Source organism: Pseudoalteromonas shioyasakiensis (genome assembly GCF_019134595.1).
GTDB lineage: Bacteria > Pseudomonadota > Gammaproteobacteria > Enterobacterales > Alteromonadaceae > Pseudoalteromonas > Pseudoalteromonas shioyasakiensis_A.
Genome location: NZ_CP077771.1, coordinates 220,422 through 241,381 on the forward strand (window position 1 = coordinate 220,422; position 20,960 = coordinate 241,381).

General features: G+C 35.7%; 18 protein-coding genes and 1 pseudogene. 4 read left to right on the plus strand and 15 right to left on the minus strand.

The features are described 5' to 3' along the window. Positions 1-140 precede the first annotated feature (140 nt). Positions 141-1,016: a hypothetical protein gene (locus KQP93_RS18490; protein ID WP_217877290.1), complete on the plus strand. Its 876-nt coding sequence runs from the start codon at positions 141-143 to the stop codon at positions 1,014-1,016. Positions 1,017-1,147: 131 nt separating this feature from the next. Then, positions 1,148-1,510, plus strand: a complete 363-nt coding sequence (locus tag KQP93_RS18495) for a hypothetical protein (protein ID WP_217877291.1) — start codon at positions 1,148-1,150, stop codon at positions 1,508-1,510. A gap of 69 nt (positions 1,511-1,579) precedes the next feature. Here KQP93_RS18495 and KQP93_RS18500 read toward each other — a convergent pair whose 3' ends face one another. The 14 genes and pseudogenes from KQP93_RS18500 to KQP93_RS18560 all read right to left on the minus strand — a co-directional run bounded on the left by KQP93_RS18500 (position 1,580) and on the right by KQP93_RS18560 (position 16,109). Further along, a complete protein-coding gene (locus KQP93_RS18500) occupies positions 1,580-2,680 on the minus strand; it encodes a cell division protein FtsZ (protein WP_217877292.1) in 1,101 nt (366 codons plus the stop codon). Between the two features lie 64 nt (positions 2,681-2,744). Next, entirely contained in the window at positions 2,745-3,719 is a 975-nt protein-coding gene (locus tag KQP93_RS18505; protein ID WP_254907777.1) for a WYL domain-containing protein, read from the minus strand. Positions 3,720-3,746: 27 nt separating this feature from the next. Beyond that, a complete protein-coding gene (locus KQP93_RS18510) occupies positions 3,747-4,514 on the minus strand; it encodes an HNH endonuclease (protein WP_217877293.1) in 768 nt (255 codons plus the stop codon). 172 nt (positions 4,515-4,686) lie between these two features. After that, positions 4,687-5,139 (minus strand): hypothetical protein, encoded by a 453-nt coding sequence (locus KQP93_RS18515; RefSeq protein WP_217877294.1) that lies wholly within the window; start codon positions 5,137-5,139, stop codon positions 4,687-4,689. Next, on the minus strand, positions 5,136-8,813 hold the full coding sequence (locus KQP93_RS18520; RefSeq protein WP_217877295.1) for a reverse transcriptase domain-containing protein: 3,678 nt from the start codon (positions 8,811-8,813) through the stop codon (positions 5,136-5,138). The genes KQP93_RS18515 and KQP93_RS18520 overlap by 4 nt, the downstream gene beginning before the upstream one ends. A gap of 155 nt (positions 8,814-8,968) precedes the next feature. Then, a pseudogene (locus KQP93_RS21695) lies at positions 8,969-9,067 on the minus strand (type I restriction endonuclease); the annotation flags it as partial. A gap of 198 nt (positions 9,068-9,265) precedes the next feature. Then, complete coding sequence (locus KQP93_RS18525) at positions 9,266-10,573, minus strand: DUF4145 domain-containing protein (RefSeq protein WP_217877296.1); 1,308 nt, start codon at positions 10,571-10,573, stop codon at positions 9,266-9,268. After that, the gene (locus KQP93_RS18530; protein WP_217877297.1) at positions 10,570-11,538 is read right to left on the minus strand and encodes a viperin family antiviral radical SAM protein; all 969 of its coding nucleotides are present in this window, start codon (positions 11,536-11,538) and stop codon (positions 10,570-10,572) included. Before KQP93_RS18530 ends, KQP93_RS18525 begins: the two co-directional genes overlap by 4 nt. Positions 11,539-12,141: 603 nt before the next feature. Next, positions 12,142-12,747, minus strand: coding sequence for a deoxynucleoside kinase (locus KQP93_RS18535; RefSeq protein ID WP_217877298.1), 606 nt, complete (start codon positions 12,745-12,747; stop codon positions 12,142-12,144). Between the two features lie 90 nt (positions 12,748-12,837). Further along, complete coding sequence (locus KQP93_RS18540; RefSeq protein ID WP_217877299.1) at positions 12,838-13,509, minus strand: hypothetical protein; 672 nt, start codon at positions 13,507-13,509, stop codon at positions 12,838-12,840. Further along, the gene (locus KQP93_RS18545; protein ID WP_217877300.1) at positions 13,499-13,927 is read right to left on the minus strand and encodes a hypothetical protein; all 429 of its coding nucleotides are present in this window, start codon (positions 13,925-13,927) and stop codon (positions 13,499-13,501) included. Before KQP93_RS18545 ends, KQP93_RS18540 begins: the two co-directional genes overlap by 11 nt. Beyond that, positions 13,920-14,774 (minus strand): hypothetical protein, encoded by an 855-nt coding sequence (locus tag KQP93_RS18550; RefSeq protein WP_217877301.1) that lies wholly within the window; start codon positions 14,772-14,774, stop codon positions 13,920-13,922. Before KQP93_RS18550 ends, KQP93_RS18545 begins: the two co-directional genes overlap by 8 nt. Before the next feature lie 376 nt (positions 14,775-15,150). Then, positions 15,151-15,597 (minus strand): hypothetical protein, encoded by a 447-nt coding sequence (locus KQP93_RS18555; protein WP_217877302.1) that lies wholly within the window; start codon positions 15,595-15,597, stop codon positions 15,151-15,153. A gap of 110 nt (positions 15,598-15,707) precedes the next feature. Beyond that, complete coding sequence (locus KQP93_RS18560) at positions 15,708-16,109, minus strand: hypothetical protein (RefSeq protein ID WP_217877303.1); 402 nt, start codon at positions 16,107-16,109, stop codon at positions 15,708-15,710. A gap of 760 nt (positions 16,110-16,869) precedes the next feature. Here KQP93_RS18560 and KQP93_RS18565 point away from each other — a divergent pair. Beyond that, positions 16,870-17,235 (plus strand): hypothetical protein, encoded by a 366-nt coding sequence (locus tag KQP93_RS18565; RefSeq protein WP_217877304.1) that lies wholly within the window; start codon positions 16,870-16,872, stop codon positions 17,233-17,235. A 245-nt stretch (positions 17,236-17,480) separates the two neighbouring features. On the opposite strand, the gene KQP93_RS18570 is transcribed toward KQP93_RS18565, so the two are convergent. After that, positions 17,481-18,572 carry a hypothetical protein gene (locus tag KQP93_RS18570; protein WP_217877305.1) on the minus strand — a complete coding sequence of 364 codons (1,092 nt, stop codon included), beginning with the start codon at positions 18,570-18,572 and terminating at the stop codon, positions 17,481-17,483. A 1,183-nt stretch (positions 18,573-19,755) separates the two neighbouring features. Here KQP93_RS18570 and KQP93_RS18575 point away from each other — a divergent pair. Continuing rightward, entirely contained in the window at positions 19,756-20,919 is a 1,164-nt protein-coding gene (locus tag KQP93_RS18575) for a GGDEF domain-containing protein (protein ID WP_217877306.1), read from the plus strand. The last annotated feature ends 41 nt before the right edge of the window (positions 20,920-20,960 follow it).

A 20,960-nucleotide genomic window follows, 5' to 3' on the forward strand; every position in this document is an offset into this window, starting at 1 on the left:
CGATAATCATCGCGACAACTCTGCCGGGCACGCGTACAAAGCATCTCGGTAGGAAAACCGGCAAACAATCGCTAAAAAGCGATAATTTGCAAGGCGGGTTGTTAGTTAAAGATTCAAACTAACAACCAGAGTCTTTAAACATGACAAGCATTCAAAACAACAATACAAGTAGCCAACTTCAGCTCGCCTATCCTCGTTATTTTGATATTGATATGCGCTACTATGAAGGTGCAAACAATCATCAAAAGTTTAGCAATCGCCTGAAGCTCTCAACTCTCATTGCCATTCGATTTACAATCATAACACCAGGCCTTGTGAGTTGGCTTTACTGCATCTCACACCGATTAGCCTTAGAGCATTTAAATAGGCTCACCAACGATGGATTTTTAAAGCTCGTTAAAACACATCGTAGCCCCGATGGGCGCGTCTATGTTCCAACCTACAGTGCTGCAAAGTACGCTGAAGAAATAATGAATATTGATGTGTACTTCAGAGCCAATACCAACCCAGCTTTACAGTTTAACCATAACAACGTTATGCATAACCTAATTAACGCCTTTGTGATGCTAAGAGGCATTCACAATTATCACAGTGATGGCACCTACGCCCCAATGTGGCAAAGCTTTATAACTGAACCCGAATTCAAACGCGCCAATACAAGCACAGAGACCCGAACAGTCGATGGCGCAGTACGCTTATTAGATGGCTCAATTGCAGCCATAGAAGTCGAACACTCCTTCAAGAACAAAGCAGCACGGCAAGCCATTCTTCTAAAATACCTAGCCTCACTTAAAAATGGCGACTACGACAAAGTGTTTTTATTCTCCCAATCGCAGCAAATTTTTGACGACATAAAGCGCCTGCATGAACAACTATTCGAAGAAATGACAACACGGTTCGACAAGAAAACTCGCCACCCTCTCCTATCACCTGACGATGTCGAGCTACTGCAATCATCGATTATCTATCGAACCAAGCTATGTGATGAAATAAGTGAGAGGTTTTATAGCATTTAGATTTTGCTTACCAGTGGCGATAATAGCACCATATAAAAAGTAGAAATTTTTCGCAGAAATGGGCTATGAAGAAGGGTTCTAAATTGGGCATAACCGAGTAATGTCGGGAAAAATAAATTTAGGAGCCCTTAATGAATAACAAAGTTGGCATCTTTTGGTTTGCTGAAAACACATTAGTCTTTAAAGCTCAAAGTGCTATCGACTTAAAGCCAGATCAACTTGGATTTATTGATAGCACGCTGCAACACCAAGTTGAGTGGGAAGATAATAATATTTATCAATTGTTTGGTTTAATGCTAGACAACACTGACTACTACAACTTTCCCAGAGGTCGAGTTGTTTTTAATGTTGATCAAAATGCCTCATACGTATATTTAGACAAAAACTTGTTTAAAAAGCATATAGTTAAAAAGATAAAAGCTAATTTTTCTTTACTAGATACAAATGTCAGGTTCTTTACTGATCCTCATTACAATTGCTTTGGTAGTATTTAGAACAAATAAAATACTACCAAATAACTGAGCACAGATACGCAGAGCTAAATTGGTGGCACACCTATGAAACTACTTACCAGAGGGGGCTGGTGATTGACTGCGTATAAAAGCCGGTATATCAAAAATATCACTTTTACTTGATACAACAGCTTTAGTTTTTGTGGTTTTCTCTACTTTAGGTATTGTTTCATCTATATTTTTGGCATGAATTAACTGACTTTTTGCACCTGTAGCTATGATGAGTATTTCAAAGTTATTCGCCAAACTCGTAATTTTAGATGCACCACAAATAACCACTGCATTTGGGCTAACTTGATGACGTACTGTATCCATTATGGTGTTGTAACTACCTAATGAAATCTCTTCGACACAATTAATTTGTACGATAACACCTGTACTTGTGCTCATATCAACACTGCTAACCAGAGGGTTGCTCAGGGCTTGCGTAAGAGCCATTTGTAAATCGCTTTCATCTGCACACTTTCCAACCCCCAATACAGCATCGCCTTGGGCGTCCATTACTCTTTGAAAGTCACGCAGATCTACGTTAATTAATCCCTGATAACACAGCATATCGATGAGTGAGGTAATTAAAGAATGTAAAATTTGATTACTGTGCTTAAAGGCATCAAATAAGCCAATGTCATTACCAAGCACCTCAATAAGTTGATCATTTGGTAAAGTAACGACAGCATTAGCGAACTGTTTTAATTCATCAAGCCCTTGCTCAGCTACTTTTCGCCTAAAATCCCCCTCACTGGTAAAGGGTAATGTTGCAATACAGATTACAGGCTTATTAAGATCTTTGGCTAACTTAGCTATGTATGGGCTAGCTCCTGTGCCAGTGCCACCTCCTAAGCCAGTTGCGCATAAGAGAATATCGCAGCTTTTGATAAGCGCTAATAATTGCTCTTCACTTTCTTGTGCGGCGAGTAACCCTATTTCTGGGTCTGCGCCAGCGCCATAGCCGTTTGTAAGCTCAGCACCTATCAACACAAAGTCATCACTTTGAGAGTGCTCTAATACAACCTTATCAGTATTAACGCAGTAAAACTTAGTTTGCGGGTTTTGAACCTCATTAAAAATGGTATTAACAGTGTTACAACCGCAGCCACCAATACCAAATACGCCAATAGACAAGCCATCTAAATTCTCAACTAACTCAAACATCATTGCTCCTCATTTTTTAAAGAGCATAACAACAAGGTGCGTCAATTTTTGACGCATCTGAAAATCACAAGTTATAAGTGTTTGAAGCCTCATTTAGTTTTTTGATGACTCTGTTGCGTACAGCTTGGGGCTCTATTACCTCAAGCCAATGTGATGCTCTAAACAATTCACTTGTTAATTGCTCAGTGTCCTGCACATTGAATTTAAGCAGTGATGTTTGAGCATCTAACTTTTTCTGCTCTATTAACTCACCAAATTGTACAAACCCCAGATTCAATGAAGATTGAGACAGCACTTTGATAATCAAGTTAATACTGTCCTGACGCTTTCCTTTATTAATCGCAGATCTTAATGAGCTTAACTGCTCTAAATTTGGTTCACGCCGTGTCTTTTGTAATACTTTCACATTACGAATACGATAAACCGGCATCTGATAGCACTTGTCATGCAGCGTCCCTACCATAAACTGCGCCATAAGAATTCCGTTGTCTTCTTCAAGACCATAGAAGCTAAGTTCAGTAAAAGCTAACCAGTGTGCCTGATCATATAAAACGCGATAAATCTCAGCACTAACTGAACGATTATGTTTTATTGCATGCTCGATTTGTTCAACAACCTTGCTGTCAAGATTCACCTTAATCGAGCTATTATTTTCTAGGTTTAACCATTCAGGTTTGATGCCATTTAGTCGCTGTAATGCAATATCAGCTTTAGCATGAATTGTTTGTTTAATATCTACAGGGATATTCTGTGGCAGAAGCTGCTCAAGCAGTAAGTAATGCTGAGCAAGCTCAATACTTAGTAGCGGTGAGCTTCCCCGCCAATCCTTACTAATAGACCATGCATAAGGTTTTGTTCGTGTATCTTTTTCAAGGCCAAAACAGCCTTGTTCGTATAAAGATTGAAGATCACGCTGCAACATGCGTGTGGAGAGGTCAATTCCTTGGTTAGATAGCTTAACTTTCAATTTGATAATTGTTATTCTTTGCGGTGTGAAAGGAATCAAACTTAAAAGCAAATTTTGTCGCCAAGATGACATTAATTTAATCCCTATATACAATTAATATCATCCGAAATGTTCTTCCCTATGACAATTTGGGCATAAAGCTATCGTATTTTCAACTGTATCATCTCCTCCATTTGCAAGTTTAATTTTATGATGAACCTCTAAGTAAGGAGTACCATCTTTTCGTCTAATGAAAGGTGCAGGTTGATTGCAACCTTGACACACACCATTTGCTCTAATTAAAGCTTCAGCTACAACATCAGGGTTTCTTTTAAAAAAAGTCGTAGTGACTGTTAATTTTTCAGGTTTTTTTGGGGACTTTCTCAACCGCTCTTCTCTAGCTTCTTTACTAGAGTTAAGCGCTTCCTTGACTTGCTCATCAAAGTCATCTAAATGCTCTTGCAACTGATTTTTTTTGGGAAGTAAGCTTTTTAGTATTGAAATGACTTCATTATCAAGAGGACGTTGAAAAGAGTAATTTTGCTTGCAGAAGTGCCTTTGAAAATTACTTCTACGTTTATCACCCGTTGTCTTTGGTAGTAGTTTACTTAACCCCTGTTCATCTAATTGAATTAAATCATCTAAATTTGATAGATCTCTTAGTTCAACTCTATAACGAAGCTTACCCACTTTAGTATCTTGTATTTTTACTATTTCATACAAACCACAAAGCTCATAAAAACTCTTATTTAAATTTTGAATAATGAATACAGAATCACCTACCTTTACTTTTTTTAAAGTTTTTTCGCCAGAAACACCATAGCCTTTTTTAAAATCAAAATTATCTTTATTTTTTGGACCATGATATGCATAAAAATAGTTTCTCATGTTCAAGTTATCCTTGTCTAAAAATACCATTATATAAACTTTACTTTATTATCTAAGGTAATTGATTTTTTAATTTACAATCATGAAATATTAATATTAAAAACTTTGCTTCTTCTCTAAGCTTAAAAAATATTAAAAGGAAAATATATCCCCCCACCAAGTAGTTTTATTTTTAAAGTTTCATTTCTCGTATAATTTCTTGTAAATCTTCATGCCAATGATTGCTAGCCGCTGTACTTGATTTTACTAAGTGAGTTTTATGCTTCTCGAGCTGTGATTTAATTGCGGCAATCCACTTTTCATCATTTGGTTTGGCTTCTAATACTTGTTCAAAAGCAAATAACATACTTGAGAAGAACCACAAATATTTAGCGTATTCTGGATCATTTTTTGAATTAGCGACATACTCACCACTCGCTAATTCAGGGTGAGCGATACATAATGCTAAATACTGCTGATAAATTCCATGTGCTTGTGCTGAAGCAGAAGTATTACGCCCTACCTGAACTTGCCAGAAAGCAATAATCAAAGCCCCTATTGCCACAAATAAACTAATAATTGGAACCCAATTTTTCCAAGTTTCAATATTTAATAAAACGGCAAAACCTGTTTCAAAACATGTCATCTGTTTACTCCTGCTGGTTTAGTTTTAACGGCTCTATATTTTTTTATTTTTCTTGTGAAAGCTGCTAAATCAATGTCAGCAGTACTAATTGATATTTGTTTGCTTCCATGAGCATGAGAGATTAAACGATCATAACGTTCTTTATAAGGTGCTTGTATCGTTGATCCTCCAAACTCACCAATATTAGAAATAACTATATGTTGATACATATGATATTGAAGAGCAGCAGCCATATTATCGAAGGTGTTTACATCTTGGTTATGAGCAACCACTACAAATAAATCTGTAGTATTTCTTAAATCCGCGGCTAGCTTTATATCTGTCGCGTCATAACAAATAGCCCCACTAATTCTGAAAGGTCCTTCATCATACCCATGTAATTCTAAAATGTGCTGACAAGGCCTATAACCAATGATTCCAAGAGCAAGCTCATCCTGAGTCATGTTTTCTTTACCTTGATCTCTGATCACCCATTGCCTTCCACTTTCTCTATAATCTGGTATAAACCACCTAGCTACATTAACTAACTTTCCTTCATGATTAGTAAATACCAATCCGGCAAAAATAATAGCACCAGTTGTATCAGCAAGTCGTTTAATGAGATCTTGATCATCAATATGTACAGCTACTTCTGCAAAAACAATTAAGTCAGCAAACGGTTTAGTTTTTTCACCTTGAGCTTGTGCTTTACTTTCTAAAGTTTTTAACGCTAGTTTACAAACCGAAGATAAGTGCTCACGGTGCTTAGTCCTATAGACTGGATTATTAAGTTCAGGATCGGAAACACTAAAGTCCGACGACATAGGCAAAAGCTGCTGAACTGTTGCAACCCTTAGGTAGTTACGTTTGCTGGGTCTTGCAACTCTCGTTGGTAATGCGGGTAAAGAAGAAGAGTTACAAATAAGACTATTTAAATAACTCAACCTTTTTTTTAAGCAAAATTCAAATGTTTCTAAGCACTCTATAGAGCGTACATCTAAATCACTCACAAATGTTGATTCGAAGCCTGGCCATTGTAGGCAACGAATTAATAAGTCTGAAAACCAGTCTGTTACTTTAGAATATTCCCCAGTTAAAGTCTCAGGCGAATGCATCATACCCATGCGCCTTTTGAACCAACTTGTTTTCACTCCTTTATAAGCGACGATATCACCTTGCTTCCACCGGTTAGTTGTAAAGTCTGCACTACCAATTACAGAGGCCCTTAATATAATACCTATCCAATAAATGACTTTTTTACTTTCGCTGTTTTTCTCAATCCATTCTGGAAACTCATATCGAGGATCCTTAAATGATACAGTCCCTTTTCGCTTAGATTCAGCAATCTTAACTGACGGTCTCCACAACTCAGACCATCTTGTAACCGCATCCAATTTAATTTCTATTTCAGCCGGTGTGGCACCCAGTATCGGTGTATTTCCAAAGCTCTTTTGTTGAGTTGCTTGTAATAAACTTAATGCTAACTTTATTAACGCATGCTCAAACTCAAACCCATTTGAGTCAGAATGAATAACCTTGGATAAAAGCTGCTTTTTAGCTCTAGGCTGAGCACTTGATTGAGGGGCTGCCCAATCAAATTTCTTAGTAAGCGCCTGAAGATTTTTTCTTTTTTTAAGCTGTTTCCATATCGCATTCCAAAAGAGGCCGCCTCTCTTTGCGAAAACGTCCAACGCCTTGGCTTTATTTACATCGTCAAAATCACACATTGACTTAATCAGAGAAGCAGCATAAATATCAAACTTTCCTGTCATTTGTGCTGAGATTTCATATAAAGCGCAGTGTTCATACTTAAACTTTGATTGAGCGCCAGCTAAAATAATGTGCAACTCATTTTGGAGAGTCGAATTTGGCTTTTCTTTGATAACTGGTTTATTAGTAGCTGCAAGTAACATTAATGCTTGTCTTTCAACAAATTTAGAACTTTTATTAGCGCTTGCAATAACTGCTAATGCATAGTTAGCAATCAAATCAATCACAGAGTTTGGTTTAATTGAACTTGGGTAGATTGACTTCTGAAATGTCATTATGAAATCAAGTCCACATCTAAATATGTCTGCTAGCAAATAATCCATCATTTGCGCTGTAATAGTGTCATTTATTTTTGCGCTATTCGCATAACTACTACGAGAAAAAATAGCCTCAACTACTGGCTCAAATAAATCAGCTTCTGGGTGAATTTCCATTGCCTTTCTCAACACTAATGCAAGCGAAGGATCTTTCATCCAAGCTGTAATCAACTTTTTAGCTAACAGTTCTTCTCCACTATCAGCGTTACTTATTCTGCGTTTATTTCTTACAATGCTTTCTAACCTATTTGCTGCAAATCGCTTTAATGTATCTGGTCGAATATCATGATCGTAATTAGCAATTTGTAACAACGCAGAGTCATTGTGAGAACTTTTTAAAGGAGGTAAATCTATATCTTCAATATCTAAAAAGCTCTCTAAAAGACCTGTAACTGAATCTAAAACATCACGATCAGCTGGTCCACTGAGCTCTCCTTGAGCCATTTCAATCCGATTCGACATACTGCCACTATCGTCTAAATCTGAAAAAAGAGTCACCTTTGTTTTATCATTATTCAGTTTAAGATCAGCGCCACCATGCTTTTTCAAAAGATTATTTATATTTCTATTTAAAGCACGCCTTATAGAGCCTACAGATAGGTTTTTTGCACTTATAACTAAACGTAAATCATCCACATAGCGACAATAATCATGGACAAAAATCGAGCTTTGAGGGCTTAGTTTCCTACCGATTAATTCACCCACCTTTTCATCAAATTCGATTAAAAATGCATTGGCAAAAAAACCTGCAGATACCAACCCCTGCGGTAAACCTTGCTCAACATTGCCTAGCTTTAAATCGGCAGCTAGTTTTAAGTCGTGCTTTTTCCACTTCCAATCTGAAATACGGTTAAACGCTTCCCAAAATTTTGTGCACTCTGGGTTACCAAATTTTTTAGATATTCTTTTTAATCTAACTATTAATAAATCTCTACAAATTGTGTTGTAGAACTTTGATAAATCCAAATTAACAACGTAAACCTCCTCCGAAGAAGAGGCTTGATTTAAAACACTTCTTCCTAACTCCATTGGTCTTTTTAAGAAGTTTTGATAATCAGTAAAAAACTTTCTGTATGTATCGCTATTTCCCCAACGAAACCAAGCTTGATCTTTGCTTTTCCAATCACATACCAATCTGTTTCCGTAGCTATACACCTTATTACTTCTTGCTTGTGCAAAACTCTGATTTTTATCGCTGCAATTACCTTGCTCTGATTCAACCGCATCAGCCAGGCACAACATAGCAGCACTAGCCCATGTTTGATCTCTAATCGACATATGAGCCAATGGCCTTATAGGTGGGCTTTCTTCTCGTTTATCAATACTTTTAGGATGCCAACCATCTTGATCAATAACCCATGTTTCACTTTTTGCAGCAGGTACCATCTCTAAAGGTTTAAGCTTGTTTCTAATAATCTGCCTTTTCCATTCGCTTACATTGTCCTCAATATTTAAGGCAGATACATCTAACTCCAATGTATCTGCATACCAGTTAAACGCACGAATGTAATTATGTGTTTTTTTCCAAGCTTGAGTGAGCACGACTTCATCAGCAAGATATTCAATCGTTGGTTTTAAAGTACGGTATTTTGGGTTAATTAGTTTCATGGCATCCCTGCATAGTTTTAATTAATATTATTTTAAAAAGTAGAATTATTGAAACTTATTAGTTTAAGAAAAGAACTGCCTGGCTCAGTTTTTTTGGAATATAAAACTATAACTATTTAAGTGAAAATTGACCTCACGTCTCGCTATTTCACTTATTGGCGAATTTGTGTCATATCATTCAAACTTACTTTTTTAACCGCAGTCATAGTGAATTTAGAAATGATACCTGTTTCGCTGAGCTTTCTTTTATCCATAACCTAACGTGTCCCTAAATATTACGCAATTAGCCAACAAGGCTTTGCATACAACTCGTTGATTAAACGTATTTCATACTTTTAGTGATGCTATATAAAATATGATGAATTAGCAAAAATAAAAGGTAAAACTAAAAGCGAGAGACACTGTCTCTCGCTTTAATTTAAGGTAAACCTTTTGAGACATACCTCGATTATTTATTTTCCACAGCAATTTTTATACTTTGCATTAAAGCCGCACGAACAAAGTTCATTTCGCCCTAATTTAGTAGTTTTAGTAAAAGACCTCTGTGGCCCTCTTTGCACTTTGGCACCTTTGATTTCCTCTAGTAAGCCAGAAAATAGATCTCTTATTTTTAAGTACTTTTCATCAAAGTACAAAGCTGCATCTAAGTTACCAGTAGCGATTGCTTGGAATAAATATTTTTGAGCTAGTTTGTCATCTTTTGGAACTAACTCACCTTTGTAATAGATTTTACCTAATTCAAACATTGATTTATTACAGCCTCGCATTGCTGCTGCTTGAAAACTCTCAACAGCTTTATCACCATTAACAACGCAAGCTTTGCCTGAAGAATATAAAACACCTAACTTTTGAAAAAGAAAAACTGTGTCTTCAGCTTTTTTATGGGTAAGGTATTTATGTGCTTTTTTATAGTCTTCATTCAAATAATGACACCACCCCAAATAAGCGTAAGCAGCGTAAAATCCCCTTTTTACTAATGCGCTTAGTAATATTGTTATCTCAGTAATTTGAAGGTTATCTACTTTATGATTGAGACATAAAAGAGCATATTTAAATAGAATTTGATGGCTTTGCTGAGCAATACTGACTTGTTTATCATCAGAGCTAATAACATCGGTTATCGTTTTTTTTGAGCAAAGTTGAAAAGCACTTTTATAAGACTCCGCTGCAAAAGCATACATACTCTGTGCTCGCGCAGTGAAAGATTTATCATCAAAGTCTTCACTTTCAAAAACTTCGCCCATTTTTTTGTAAAAATCACCTAAGCTTAAATACTCTTTATAGTCACAAGACATTAAACAGTTAAACCATAAATCTTTATGTTCTTGGCCCCCCACATTTATTAACTCGTATTTTGGTATACATTTACCAAGCCCAAAGCTCAAGTAAGCACTCTCCAGCAAGTTTAAAACTTGTGTTCTTGAAACTAACGCGTTACTCACCAATATCTCTTTACTTAACTCCTTATTATGTACTCCATCATTTGTTAACTCCCTAACACCATGAAATAGCTCTCTATCAGCTCCGTGAATTGCGTTGATTTCTGCTAGTTCGTTTATTTGCTCCCATAAGTTTTTACTAGTAAATTCATAACTATGGCGTTGAGCATAAAGTAAACATAAGGTCTCAAGTATCCTGCGAAATTTAAATAAACTAACATCAGGGCTTACATTCATCAGTAATAGTGCATTTTTGTAATCTGACGCAATGGACTCTTTGAACAATGCTACGAATTGCTCATCATTATTTACAAAGCTCATGCTAATACTCCCTGTTTTAAGGCAATGTTATTTTGTTTATTCTTGTGCTGATACTCACTATTACTAATGAGGCTAATTGTATTATCTTTTTTATATCGGCTAGCAAACGTCTCCCAGTTTATCTGGCAAACCTCTAATGCTTTCTCTACCCCTACATCTAAAATTAAATCACCATAAATATATCCATTTTGAGTTGAACTATTTTGATAAAAACGCCCTTGAGGGTTAATCATCAAATAAGAAGTCGTCATCGCTTCATTATCTTCTGCCACCATGACTTCTTTTAATGAAGCGTGACGGTTTACAAAAACAGTAAACTGCTCATCAGAAATTAATAAGTTGTCATTTAATACAGGTAGTACTTGGAAAACTTTCCATTTTTCAGGTTTTATTTCTGCTATTAGCTGCTCGAATGACTCTTGGTAATTAAGGCTATTAACAACGGTGTTTATTTTTATTGTGATGGATGGGTTAACTTTACGAAGCTGTTTAACAGCTTTAATTAAATCGTGAGTATCAAAAGAATTATCTTTGCGATCTATTCGACCAATATCTTCACGTGTAGTCATATATTGGCTATCAAAACTTATCCCGATCATTGAAAACATAGCGCCATAATTGTTTATGAAGGAGCTTGTTAGGTAATGGCCATTAGTAATTAAAGACAAATTAAAGCCAAGTGACTTTGCTTTCATAATCAATTGTGCAAATCGCTTTTTAAGTATTAAAGGCTCCCCACCTGCAAAATTAATACGCACTGTTTTATAAGGGAAAACCGCTTTTACTTGATTGCTATTAACATCAAAAAAGTAACTGGCTAACTTTTCAAGCATTAACTCTGCGCTATTTTCATTTGCATGTAATTCGTTGGGCCGGTCCCACTTTGCATAGCAAAATTTGCATGAATAATTACATACTTCTGTAACGTGATAATTAATTACCAACTCATCAATCGTCTTATTCATATGAACCTCCTAATACAAGGTTCAATAACGCTGTTTTCACAGCCGCATCTGCTGATGAAAGTTCATTGGTTTCACTGAGTAATGAAAAAAGAATTAAATGATACATAATGTACTCCTAATATCACCGCGGACTGCGGTGACTTCAGGAGGAAGTATCGAACTGTGAAATTCACAAAAAAGGGAAATAACAAATTATTTAAACTTAAACCTGCAAAACCATTTCAATCATTAATATGATGATTGTTACGCGACCATTTAGCTAGATAAGTTGTTAATACAATACACCCATCGAGCATTGAGAAACGATATCAGCTTTACTTATTGCCGAGTGGGATGACGATACATTTAGTGGATGATTAACTTGAGAGAGGGCGGTCTAACTTCAATCACGGTTAAAGGTCACAAAAAAGTGATAAGTGTTTAATCAAGTCTGGGCTGGTAAGCTTCACGAGTCATTTACAGCCGTTCAAAAGAACTTAATCGCTGTATAGTTGATTGAGAATACAATTTCTATTCTACTTGTTTGCTGCCGAAAATATGGCATTGCTGTCTAAAAGGGAAATGACTCATGTGCTCACTTCCCTCTTAATTGATAAACTATTTTTAGATGCGGCTACACGATAGGGCACGCTCAACTTGAGCTTTCATTAGTTGGTAGTTTTCTTCAATCGAGCGCCCATTCTTTTCGGATGTATCAATCTCGACTACTGGAATATTAAACCATTGAAAGATCTTTTTATAGGCTGTTTCTACACAACTATTTTGTGTAATAGCATCTCCATACCACTGAATACTGCCACATCTAGCCCCTATCCTACTATTTATTGTTTCGGCATCGGCCTTAACAAATATAATGACTTCTGGCAGAAGAATGTTTTGAGAGATATTAAGTGTATCAAAGACATTCTTAACGATTTTTTCTCCAAGCATGATCGTCTGATACGCTAAAGTTGAAAAAATATACCTGTCGACTACGACATCCTGTGACTTTATTGCTCCGGAGACAGTATGACTTCTCAGAAAGTTATTAAGTAAAAAAAACAAAAAAGCACTCTCTTTCGACTCAAAAGAATCAATGTTCTTTCTCAACTCCAGTGCTTCTTCCACTATAGCTGAATGAACAACAACATTTTTTTCTTTTGCATATAAAGAACTTAGTGTAGTTTTTCCGCAGGCATCAAGCCCTTCAAAAACTATAAATCTATTCATTAGAATCTCCTAATGTCACCGCATTGTGCGGTGACTTCAAGAGCAAGTATCAAACTGTGAAAGTCACAAAAAAGAAAAAGATTAAATATTTTAATATTTATTGAGCAACATACTATATTCTTCGTACTCTGCTTTTTTAGTGTTGTATAAATTTACTAGCCACTGACCGTGTTCGCTGATAAAAGCACCAGGATTATTAGAAATCAATTTACCTAAAGCCCCAAACTCTCCGTCAATAACAGCTTTTAGCGCTAAATCATATGGGCTCGATTGGTTATCAAGTTCTATAGAATTAGCAATCAACTCCATTGAACTATATTTACCATCACTAAATGGGTATGGGATTTCATCTTGTGACCAATCTATATTTTTATTTATTAAAAAAAACCTTAAATCTCCGATTCGCCTATCTAGTGCTTGAAAGAGTAATTTTTTAGCCTTCCATTCCTTAGCAAATTGCTCAAAATTTTCAGAATTGACTTTTTCACCGTTTAACCACTTTACGACTAACTTTTTATCTTCAAAAAGCGTGTCTAAAATTACAAGGTTTCGTATAAATATGTGATTACCTGCTTTAATAGGCTTAGGTACATAGTCGACTGACTCAGATTTTATATCGGCCTCATCCAGTAGTTTGGCATTGAGATTTTTATCTTTAACGTAATAATTTAAACGACTTCTTAACCGCTCTGGTAACAAATTACGGTCAATTCCTAATGCCTGACAAGCAACAGCCGCAATACTTGTATTTTTACCAGCCATAAGTATTTCCGTAGCAACCGAGGCGCTGCTCAACAATTTCTACCGTAATGCTTCCTCTAGCGATATCAGTGTAATCAATGTTGTAAGTATCTGCTTTACACTCTTTGGCTAATTTATAAATAGCGCCAACACACATACCTGCCAGATTAGCTTCTTTTAAAGAGGTACTTAAAGAGCTTAATAGCGATGCTTTTTGCTCTAAAAACTCAGAGCAAGCTTCTTTCAAATTAATCCTATGTACAGATTTAAAACCAGTACATTGTCCAGCTAAATGAGCTTCAGTAAGAGATGTTGATAGTCTTTCTAGTAGAGAATATTGCTGTTCTTTCTTTTCTTTGCAGGCGAGGTCAATATCTATTTTTGCTAAGCATGTAGTGCTAAAAGCCATAAGGGCAATAAAGATACTCCACTTAAACATTTGCACTCTCAACTCTTGTAATTTCCTGTTTATTTAACTCTTCAGTCGGCTCATCATCGAGTTTAAAGTTAATAACACAAGACAGAAATAAACCAATAATTATAAAATCATCAATCCAATATTTGTTGTAACTTAAGATAAAAACAAAAGGTATAACCCATAAGGTAATTACTTTTAGTAAAATATTTACAGAGTGAATGCCTAACAAGCTAACGCTAAAGCGAAAAGGAGTACTAGCGACTTGTTTGTATTTACTTACTAAGTGTGCGGAGCTTTTAATACTTTCAATCCAAAACCACCCCAGCAATAATTTTACAAACAAATTGCCCTGGGTCTTTTGTAAAATCAAAAGACTAATTCCTCCCAAAGTCAAAATAATAATTAACAACATTAAAAGGTGAAAAAGTGAATGTATCCAGCTACTCATTTTTAGCCGTTGCTCAAGTTGCTTAGTTCTTGAGAAAAAGTAGAATTTTGCAGGTGATTTATTAGGATTAAATTTTTCTAGCCCAGACAAGTACTCAAAAGCAACATGATACTTGGCTTTATAAGCCTCAAATCCATCGTCTGTAAACTGAAAATCTTCATTTTCGTCTAGTAGAGTATTTTTCTTATCTAAATACTCTAACGCTTCAAGAGCAGCTAATAAACTTTCATTCGTATTATCAGGCTCTGAGGGGAGCTCAAAGCTAATATCATTCTTAATAGATTCCAGATTTAATCGCCATTGCTTAACTAGCTCATGATTAGATGAGAGCTTATCTTGGCCATTACTTTCTGCTTGGTGATCTTTTTCATCGAGGTGTGTGGGGTCATTGCTACTTTCCATATTACTTACAATATCCATATTCAAACAACTGAAATAGATTACTTTTTAAATGTAAAAACTTCAATGTAAATATGCGTAAGATATTGAATTTATAAATGCTCGAGCATTAGTCTGAAAAACCGATCTCCAAGTTTTCTTTCGTAATAAATTAAAAAGGAGTAGCACGCTACTCCTTTATTGCCCTTAAGCCCCGCCCTACATTATCGTTGGCAATACGCTTTTGCATTACCACAATAGAAAAGTATATTTGCGTACAATTCCCTCACTAGTATTATCAGAGTGAACTCTGACTACCCAGGCATTGAGTAGTGAGCCGGCAAATAACGGCTCGTGGCGTATTTCGTGAGTTATGATTAGGCCGCTATTTTAAAATGCAAAAATAGCTTTATTTATCCTATGAATGCGTTTGTTTGATTTGCGATATGGTCTCTTTTATAGAATTTTGAGTACGCTCATTACTCAGCTCTGGCTCGAATTCACGCGCAATTTTTTCCTTAAAGTCATCATCGAAGTCATTCTCTAATTCCGTATCGAATAAATCATCAAAGCGCTCAGGGTTTTCGTTGCAAGGTTGATCATCGTAATCCGAATAATCAAAAGTGCCCTCCTGAATATCTTCAAGCAGAAACACCATCATTTTATAAAACAGCACTTTTACACCACGATAGTTCAGTTGCTTATTAGCATAAACATCAGGCTCGATAATTGACCAAAGCGCCTCAAAATCAGGATTTTCTTTATTTAACATTAAATGATTAATTTTATGGTCGTTTTTGAGAATGATACTGCGGATTGAGTCAACTAAAGTTAGAAGATCCTGCGTTGATATATATCTAAACATATATATGCTCCTTTATTTTTAATAGGTTTTAAACCGCTGTTACGGCTTTTAACTAAAAAGGAACGAGGAATGGGAAATATTAAGAAAGCGAACCCGAAGGTTCGCCAGTTTTAACTTTTTTCGATGATTTCTAACCAGCTCTCTTCAGCGTGACTGAAGAAGGTTGTTGGTTTTATTAAAAATATCGCTTCGAACTCCGCTGAAAATAAATGACAGAATTCTTTTATTTGCTCAATGTACAGAAGCAAAAAAGCATACATTTCTACACCATCTAAATAGCGCCCTGAAAAATCAGGATTATCATCAAAAAGCTGCTTTGAGATGCTTATACCCAATACACTGCCTACCCTATCTCTGTGCATATAAATGTAATGGCTAAAACTAAGCTCGATTGAGTCACTTGTAGACGCTTCGTCAACATCTGCTAAAAGTAGAATTGTTGAATTGTCATCCCAAGGTGATTTACTCGCGCGTTGATACTCTCTGATGAATTGTGATTTTGATGAACTCATGAGTTTCCTCGTTAGTGTTTGACCTAACACTAACTAGGCTTATGTGATGGTAACGAATAGTAAGTAACAGAGGTAAGTTTCATCTCTGTGTTACGCATTTATCATTCTGTGTTACGAACTAATAGCGCTGTGTTACGTCGTAATTTAAGTGAAAATAAAGGAGGGAAAGCGTGTGAAAAAATGCATAAAATTGATAAAAAGTCGATTTAGTTAATACAATTTGCTTTTCCATCAAACTTAGTTAATACTTAGGTTTGTTGTTGATTAGTCAAAAATCACCAACACAAAAAAGAACACAGCAAAATTCAACTATTTGTTTTTCCTCATTAAATTCTGGCACCTAGTACTTATCACAGTTAATACATTTGTTATTGATGAGTAATGCCATAACACACCTTTAAGCACGATGATGGAGTATTGCCTTTAAAAGCTAATCTAGATTCAAAAAGCAGCGAAAATTGCAGCCGCGTAATATAGATTGCTACGAATGAAGTTTCTTTGATCTAGATCAAATTTAAAAGTAGTTAAGATTCTCAATCCGATATTACAGGACTAATGCACTGAGACTATCTATCTAACTAAGCTATGTGATGAGGTAAGTGAGAGGTTTTATAACATCTAGATTTTGCTTACTCATACCAGTGGCGATAATAAGCACCATATAAAAAGTAGAAATTTTTCGCAGAAATGGGCTATGAGGAAGGTCTCTAAATTGGACTTAACCGAGTAATATCGGGAAAAATAAATTTAGGAGCCCTTCATGAATAGCAAAGTTGGCATCTTTTGGTTTGCTGAAAATACATTAGTCTTTAAAGCTCAAAGTGCTATCGACTTAAAGTCAGATCAACTTGGATTTATTGATAGCACGCTGCAACACCAAGTTGAGTGGGAAGATAATAATATTTATCAATTGTTTGGTTTAATGCTAGACAACACTGACTACTACAACTTCCCTAGAGGTCGAGTTGTTTTTAATGCTGAGCAAAATACCTCATACGTATATTTAGACAAAACCTTATTTAAAAAGCATATAGTGAAGATGATAAAAAGCACGTTTTCACTTGATAACACTGCGGTCAAGTTCTTCACTGATCCGCATTACACTTGCTTTAATAGCACATTTTAATAGCAAAAGTTTACTCCTTGGTAAACAGTAGCAACAATTGACTACAGGAGGGTTACCAAAAAGCTCACATTAAACTACAAAGATTATCTGTATTAGTGTGATTACGTCACGAACGCTTGGTACTTATACCATCAGTCCCCCCTTGGTAATCACCCTAGTAAAATTTAACCATAACAATCAGCTTAGGCTTGTGTTTAGACGTAGTAGCTCACTTAGTATTTAACTTACAACTCGGCTATTGCATCCTAGCCTAGCTGAGTTTTTAAATGCTGAATTAATCTTTTTGCTTTTTCACTCGCAATAGAGCAACTCGTAGTATATGGGTGGTGGATATTGAAGTCCGCTTTAAGTACGCTTGGAGCAATAGCCCCATTAAAGTCATCATTTGAAGTATAAAGCCATTTAACTTTTAAACGATGTAAGTGATATTCTGAAACAGGATCATTCTTTACTGACTTTGAAAGACATTTATAACCATTCTCTGGTGATTGACGAATTTCTGCGACACCTACTGCACCATACCCATTTACATAAGCAATTAATTTATCTCCCTTAATAAAACTATTAAGTAGCTCGGTCCCTTTATCACCCTCTTTCCCATCAAAACCAGCTGAAACAATTGACTCACTTTTTAAAAAAGCCCAATTATCAAAATCAGTAGTGCCAATGTTATACCAAAAATATTTAGGCTCTCGTTCTATTGCACTAAACTCCAAAGGAAAAGTTGATTCAGGGGAACGATCAAATACAACTGAAAAATCAATATATTGCGTTCCATCACTATGCTTGGAAACACTATATTGAATACACTTAAAACCAACACCTTTTTCTGAAAGCCACTCCCCCATCGAAAATAGTGTTTTATCAAACGAATTGGCAATCAAAATAATACGATTTTTGGTATTTATATCCTCTCTTTCTAAAGAGGCTGATTCAATAAAAGATTCTATGGATTCTATAAATTTCTTCTCGATAAGCCGGCTATTTGATATAAACTTTTCACCTTTAAATCGTGAAATATCTGCTAAATATTGAAGTGCTTGGGTTTCAACACCTAACCTTCCGCCATCTTTTTTTAACTCAATTACAACGCCATTACCATTTCTATCCAAGGCTAATATATCTGCCCTTTTTTTATTCACAACCTTTATTTGATTCTTCAATAGTATGAGCTCTTCACCAAAGATACCCTCATTAAGTAACTGAGTTGTAGTGTTATCATTATCATCCCTTTGATTAGCTAAAATAAGCTTTTCAAGCTTTAACTCCCCCATACTTTCAGGCTTAACAGGCTCCAAAACTTGACCATTATTTTCTTCAACTATTTTAAATAACATTTTTTTCCTTAATTTTGAGCGTAATATTTCATCTTTGTTCGAGCACTTCAGCTAACTAGTCTCATCTAATTTCAGTTGTTTAGTTTGGACATAAAGCACCTTCATGAACAATTATTCGAAGAAATGACAACACGATTCGATAAGAAAACCCTCCCCTATCACCTGGGGATGTCGGGCTACTTCAATCGCCGATTATCTATCGAACCAAGTTATGTGATGAGATAAGCGAGAGGTTTTATGATGACTAAGTTAGTTTTCGGTTCGGGCAATTGTCATACGAACGTAACTCGTTACTGGACAGTTATGAGTTAGAGGATGTAATCGGTAAACACCCTAATAGTGGGCAAAAAATTGTTTGCTACAATGTTGAAGAACAAAATAGAAACTTTTTATCCTTATTTATTAGTTTGTTATAACTCGACTTCTAATCTCGGCTTCTTTATTGACCAGTACCAGCAATATAACCAACTAGCAGGAGCGAAAAGGAAACTTAGCAGGAAAGTATAAAGCCCTACAAGTGGTAAGTTATCAGATTTTCCTTTGGCAAACTTCAAAGTTAAATACAGCATAATTAAGAAATTAATAAATATGATTTGACCTGCAACTGTTGCATTTATGTTCATTTGTGCATCCTTACACTCTGCAGTGTGGTGAGTTATGTTATAGCGAGCGAATTGCGCGTTTTTCTTATTAGTATATTTTTAACAAACTAGTTAACTAATTGCCAGTGTTATTAAAATCTAGACATGCTTGCTTTTTTTCACTGAATAGAACGAGTGATTGAAAATGAAAATTCGCTTTTCCAATTTAAATTACATTGTAGACTCTATGCTCACCCGACACTATTCATTAATAACTATTCTTGAACGCTCATAGCGCCCCTTAGAGCATTTACGTTAACTGGTCTTGGGGGAGAAACAAGTTGAAATACTAGTCATTTTTCTAATTACATTAAATGATAAGTAAACAATCTACCAACATTCAAAACTTACTGCTTTCAGAGTTTATAGTTTAAGCAAGAATTGAAGTTCTTGGTTTAAAACAACTGCGAAGGAAGAAACGCTATAAATCAATATATTATGTGCTAGAAGTAACTACCACAGTTTATAAAGTCGCACCTCAAACATTACAGAAACTGTATTATTATGATATAAAACAATAAGAATAAAGGAGGATAACTCAAATGGACCAAGTAAGCATGACGGCTGCAGCGGCAGCTTGCGCAATCATTATGATGATAACTAGCATGTTGCTTTATAACGTCAGCAGAAATGAACGTTATTTGTTTGATTGGATGATTGCGGCTATTTTATTTAGCATTTATGGCGTTATAGCCATTTGTTCTGCTTACCTTGAAACACACAGGCTCATATTTCCTGCAGCTCCTAATGCCTTATATATGGCTGGCTTTACTGCTATCTACAGCGGTGTTAGCCAACTGACACTCAAGCGTTCGCATTGGAAGTTGGTTGCCAGTGTCCTTGTAATTAGTTATTTGGTTCAGCTAATTCCCGCTGTTATACAGTCAGTTAACCTTCGGCTTTTAATTTTTTATCCTTTCCTGATTTTTATAAATTCTTTAAGCTTTTACACCTTATGGAAGCATAGAAAGCAAGAGGACAGAAATTCATTCATCTTATTGATGATCGTGTTATTTCTTTTCACCCTCCAATTAATTATTAGGGGTGTTGTAATTGCTTTTGGTGAGAAACTTGAAATATTCGGTAGCGAATTTATTCAAACTTCAGGTACTTTGGCTTTGGTATGTTTGTTTTTTATGCTTACTATAAGTTTCGCATTTGTTTCATTTTGGAAAAAAGAAGCCCATTTACGTGCACTGGCAATAACAGACCATTTAACCGGCTGGCTTAATAGAACCGTTCTAAATAGTATCTCACAGAATATGAAAAGTGAGTGTCTTCGTAACGACAGTTGTCTCGGATTCATGTTGATTGACATAGATAACTTTAAAAGCATAAATGACAAGTATGGCCATTCAGTTGGAGACACAGTTATAAAGGAAGTATGCGATCGGGCTAAAAGTAATGTAAGAGCTTGTGATTATGCTTTCAGGCTAGGCGGTGAAGAGTTTTTAATTCTCATCAAGAACGCTGATAATAACCTTATGGAGAACTTGTCCAATCGAATATTGAGGAAAATCAGTTGTACTGAAATAGATACTGTAAGCGACAGTCTAAAAGTAACTGTAAGCATTGGGTATTCTCTTTGTTCAAAAGCTGACAAGTCGTGGGAGTGTGTTTTAGAGCGAGCTGACCTAGCTCTTTACCATTCGAAAGAGTCCGGTAAAAACACATCAACAGATTTTAATATGATTCAGATTGCTTGATTACTATGTGATCGTGTCTTTTACTGAGTATGTAATCAATT

What these genes read in the sequence shown, in the direction of transcription:
- KQP93_RS18510 (WP_217877293.1), bottom strand. Translation starts at nt 4,514, where the DNA reads ATGAGAAACTATTTTTATGCATATCATGGTCCAAAAAATAAAGATAAT.
- KQP93_RS18500 (WP_217877292.1), bottom strand. Translation starts at nt 2,680, where the DNA reads ATGTTTGAGTTAGTTGAGAATTTAGATGGCTTGTCTATTGGCGTATTT.
- KQP93_RS18490 (WP_217877290.1), top strand. Translation starts at nt 141, where the DNA reads ATGACAAGCATTCAAAACAACAATACAAGTAGCCAACTTCAGCTCGCC.
- KQP93_RS18555 (WP_217877302.1), bottom strand. Translation starts at nt 15,597, where the DNA reads ATGTTTAGATATATATCAACGCAGGATCTTCTAACTTTAGTTGACTCA.
- KQP93_RS18535 (WP_217877298.1), bottom strand. Translation starts at nt 12,747, where the DNA reads ATGAATAGATTTATAGTTTTTGAAGGGCTTGATGCCTGCGGAAAAACT.
- KQP93_RS18495 (WP_217877291.1), top strand. Translation starts at nt 1,148, where the DNA reads ATGAATAACAAAGTTGGCATCTTTTGGTTTGCTGAAAACACATTAGTC.
- KQP93_RS18550 (WP_217877301.1), bottom strand. Translation starts at nt 14,774, where the DNA reads ATGGATATTGTAAGTAATATGGAAAGTAGCAATGACCCCACACACCTC.
- KQP93_RS18565 (WP_217877304.1), top strand. Translation starts at nt 16,870, where the DNA reads ATGAATAGCAAAGTTGGCATCTTTTGGTTTGCTGAAAATACATTAGTC.
- KQP93_RS18540 (WP_217877299.1), bottom strand. Translation starts at nt 13,509, where the DNA reads ATGGCTGGTAAAAATACAAGTATTGCGGCTGTTGCTTGTCAGGCATTA.
- KQP93_RS18515 (WP_217877294.1), bottom strand. Translation starts at nt 5,139, where the DNA reads ATGACATGTTTTGAAACAGGTTTTGCCGTTTTATTAAATATTGAAACT.
- KQP93_RS18520 (WP_217877295.1), bottom strand. Translation starts at nt 8,813, where the DNA reads ATGAAACTAATTAACCCAAAATACCGTACTTTAAAACCAACGATTGAA.
- KQP93_RS18525 (WP_217877296.1), bottom strand. Translation starts at nt 10,573, where the DNA reads ATGAGCTTTGTAAATAATGATGAGCAATTCGTAGCATTGTTCAAAGAG.
- KQP93_RS18560 (WP_217877303.1), bottom strand. Translation starts at nt 16,109, where the DNA reads ATGAGTTCATCAAAATCACAATTCATCAGAGAGTATCAACGCGCGAGT.
- KQP93_RS18530 (WP_217877297.1), bottom strand. Translation starts at nt 11,538, where the DNA reads ATGAATAAGACGATTGATGAGTTGGTAATTAATTATCACGTTACAGAA.
- KQP93_RS18570 (WP_217877305.1), bottom strand. Translation starts at nt 18,572, where the DNA reads ATGTTATTTAAAATAGTTGAAGAAAATAATGGTCAAGTTTTGGAGCCT.
- KQP93_RS18545 (WP_217877300.1), bottom strand. Translation starts at nt 13,927, where the DNA reads ATGTTTAAGTGGAGTATCTTTATTGCCCTTATGGCTTTTAGCACTACA.
- KQP93_RS18575 (WP_217877306.1), top strand. Translation starts at nt 19,756, where the DNA reads ATGGACCAAGTAAGCATGACGGCTGCAGCGGCAGCTTGCGCAATCATT.
- KQP93_RS18505 (WP_254907777.1), bottom strand. Translation starts at nt 3,719, where the DNA reads ATGTCATCTTGGCGACAAAATTTGCTTTTAAGTTTGATTCCTTTCACA.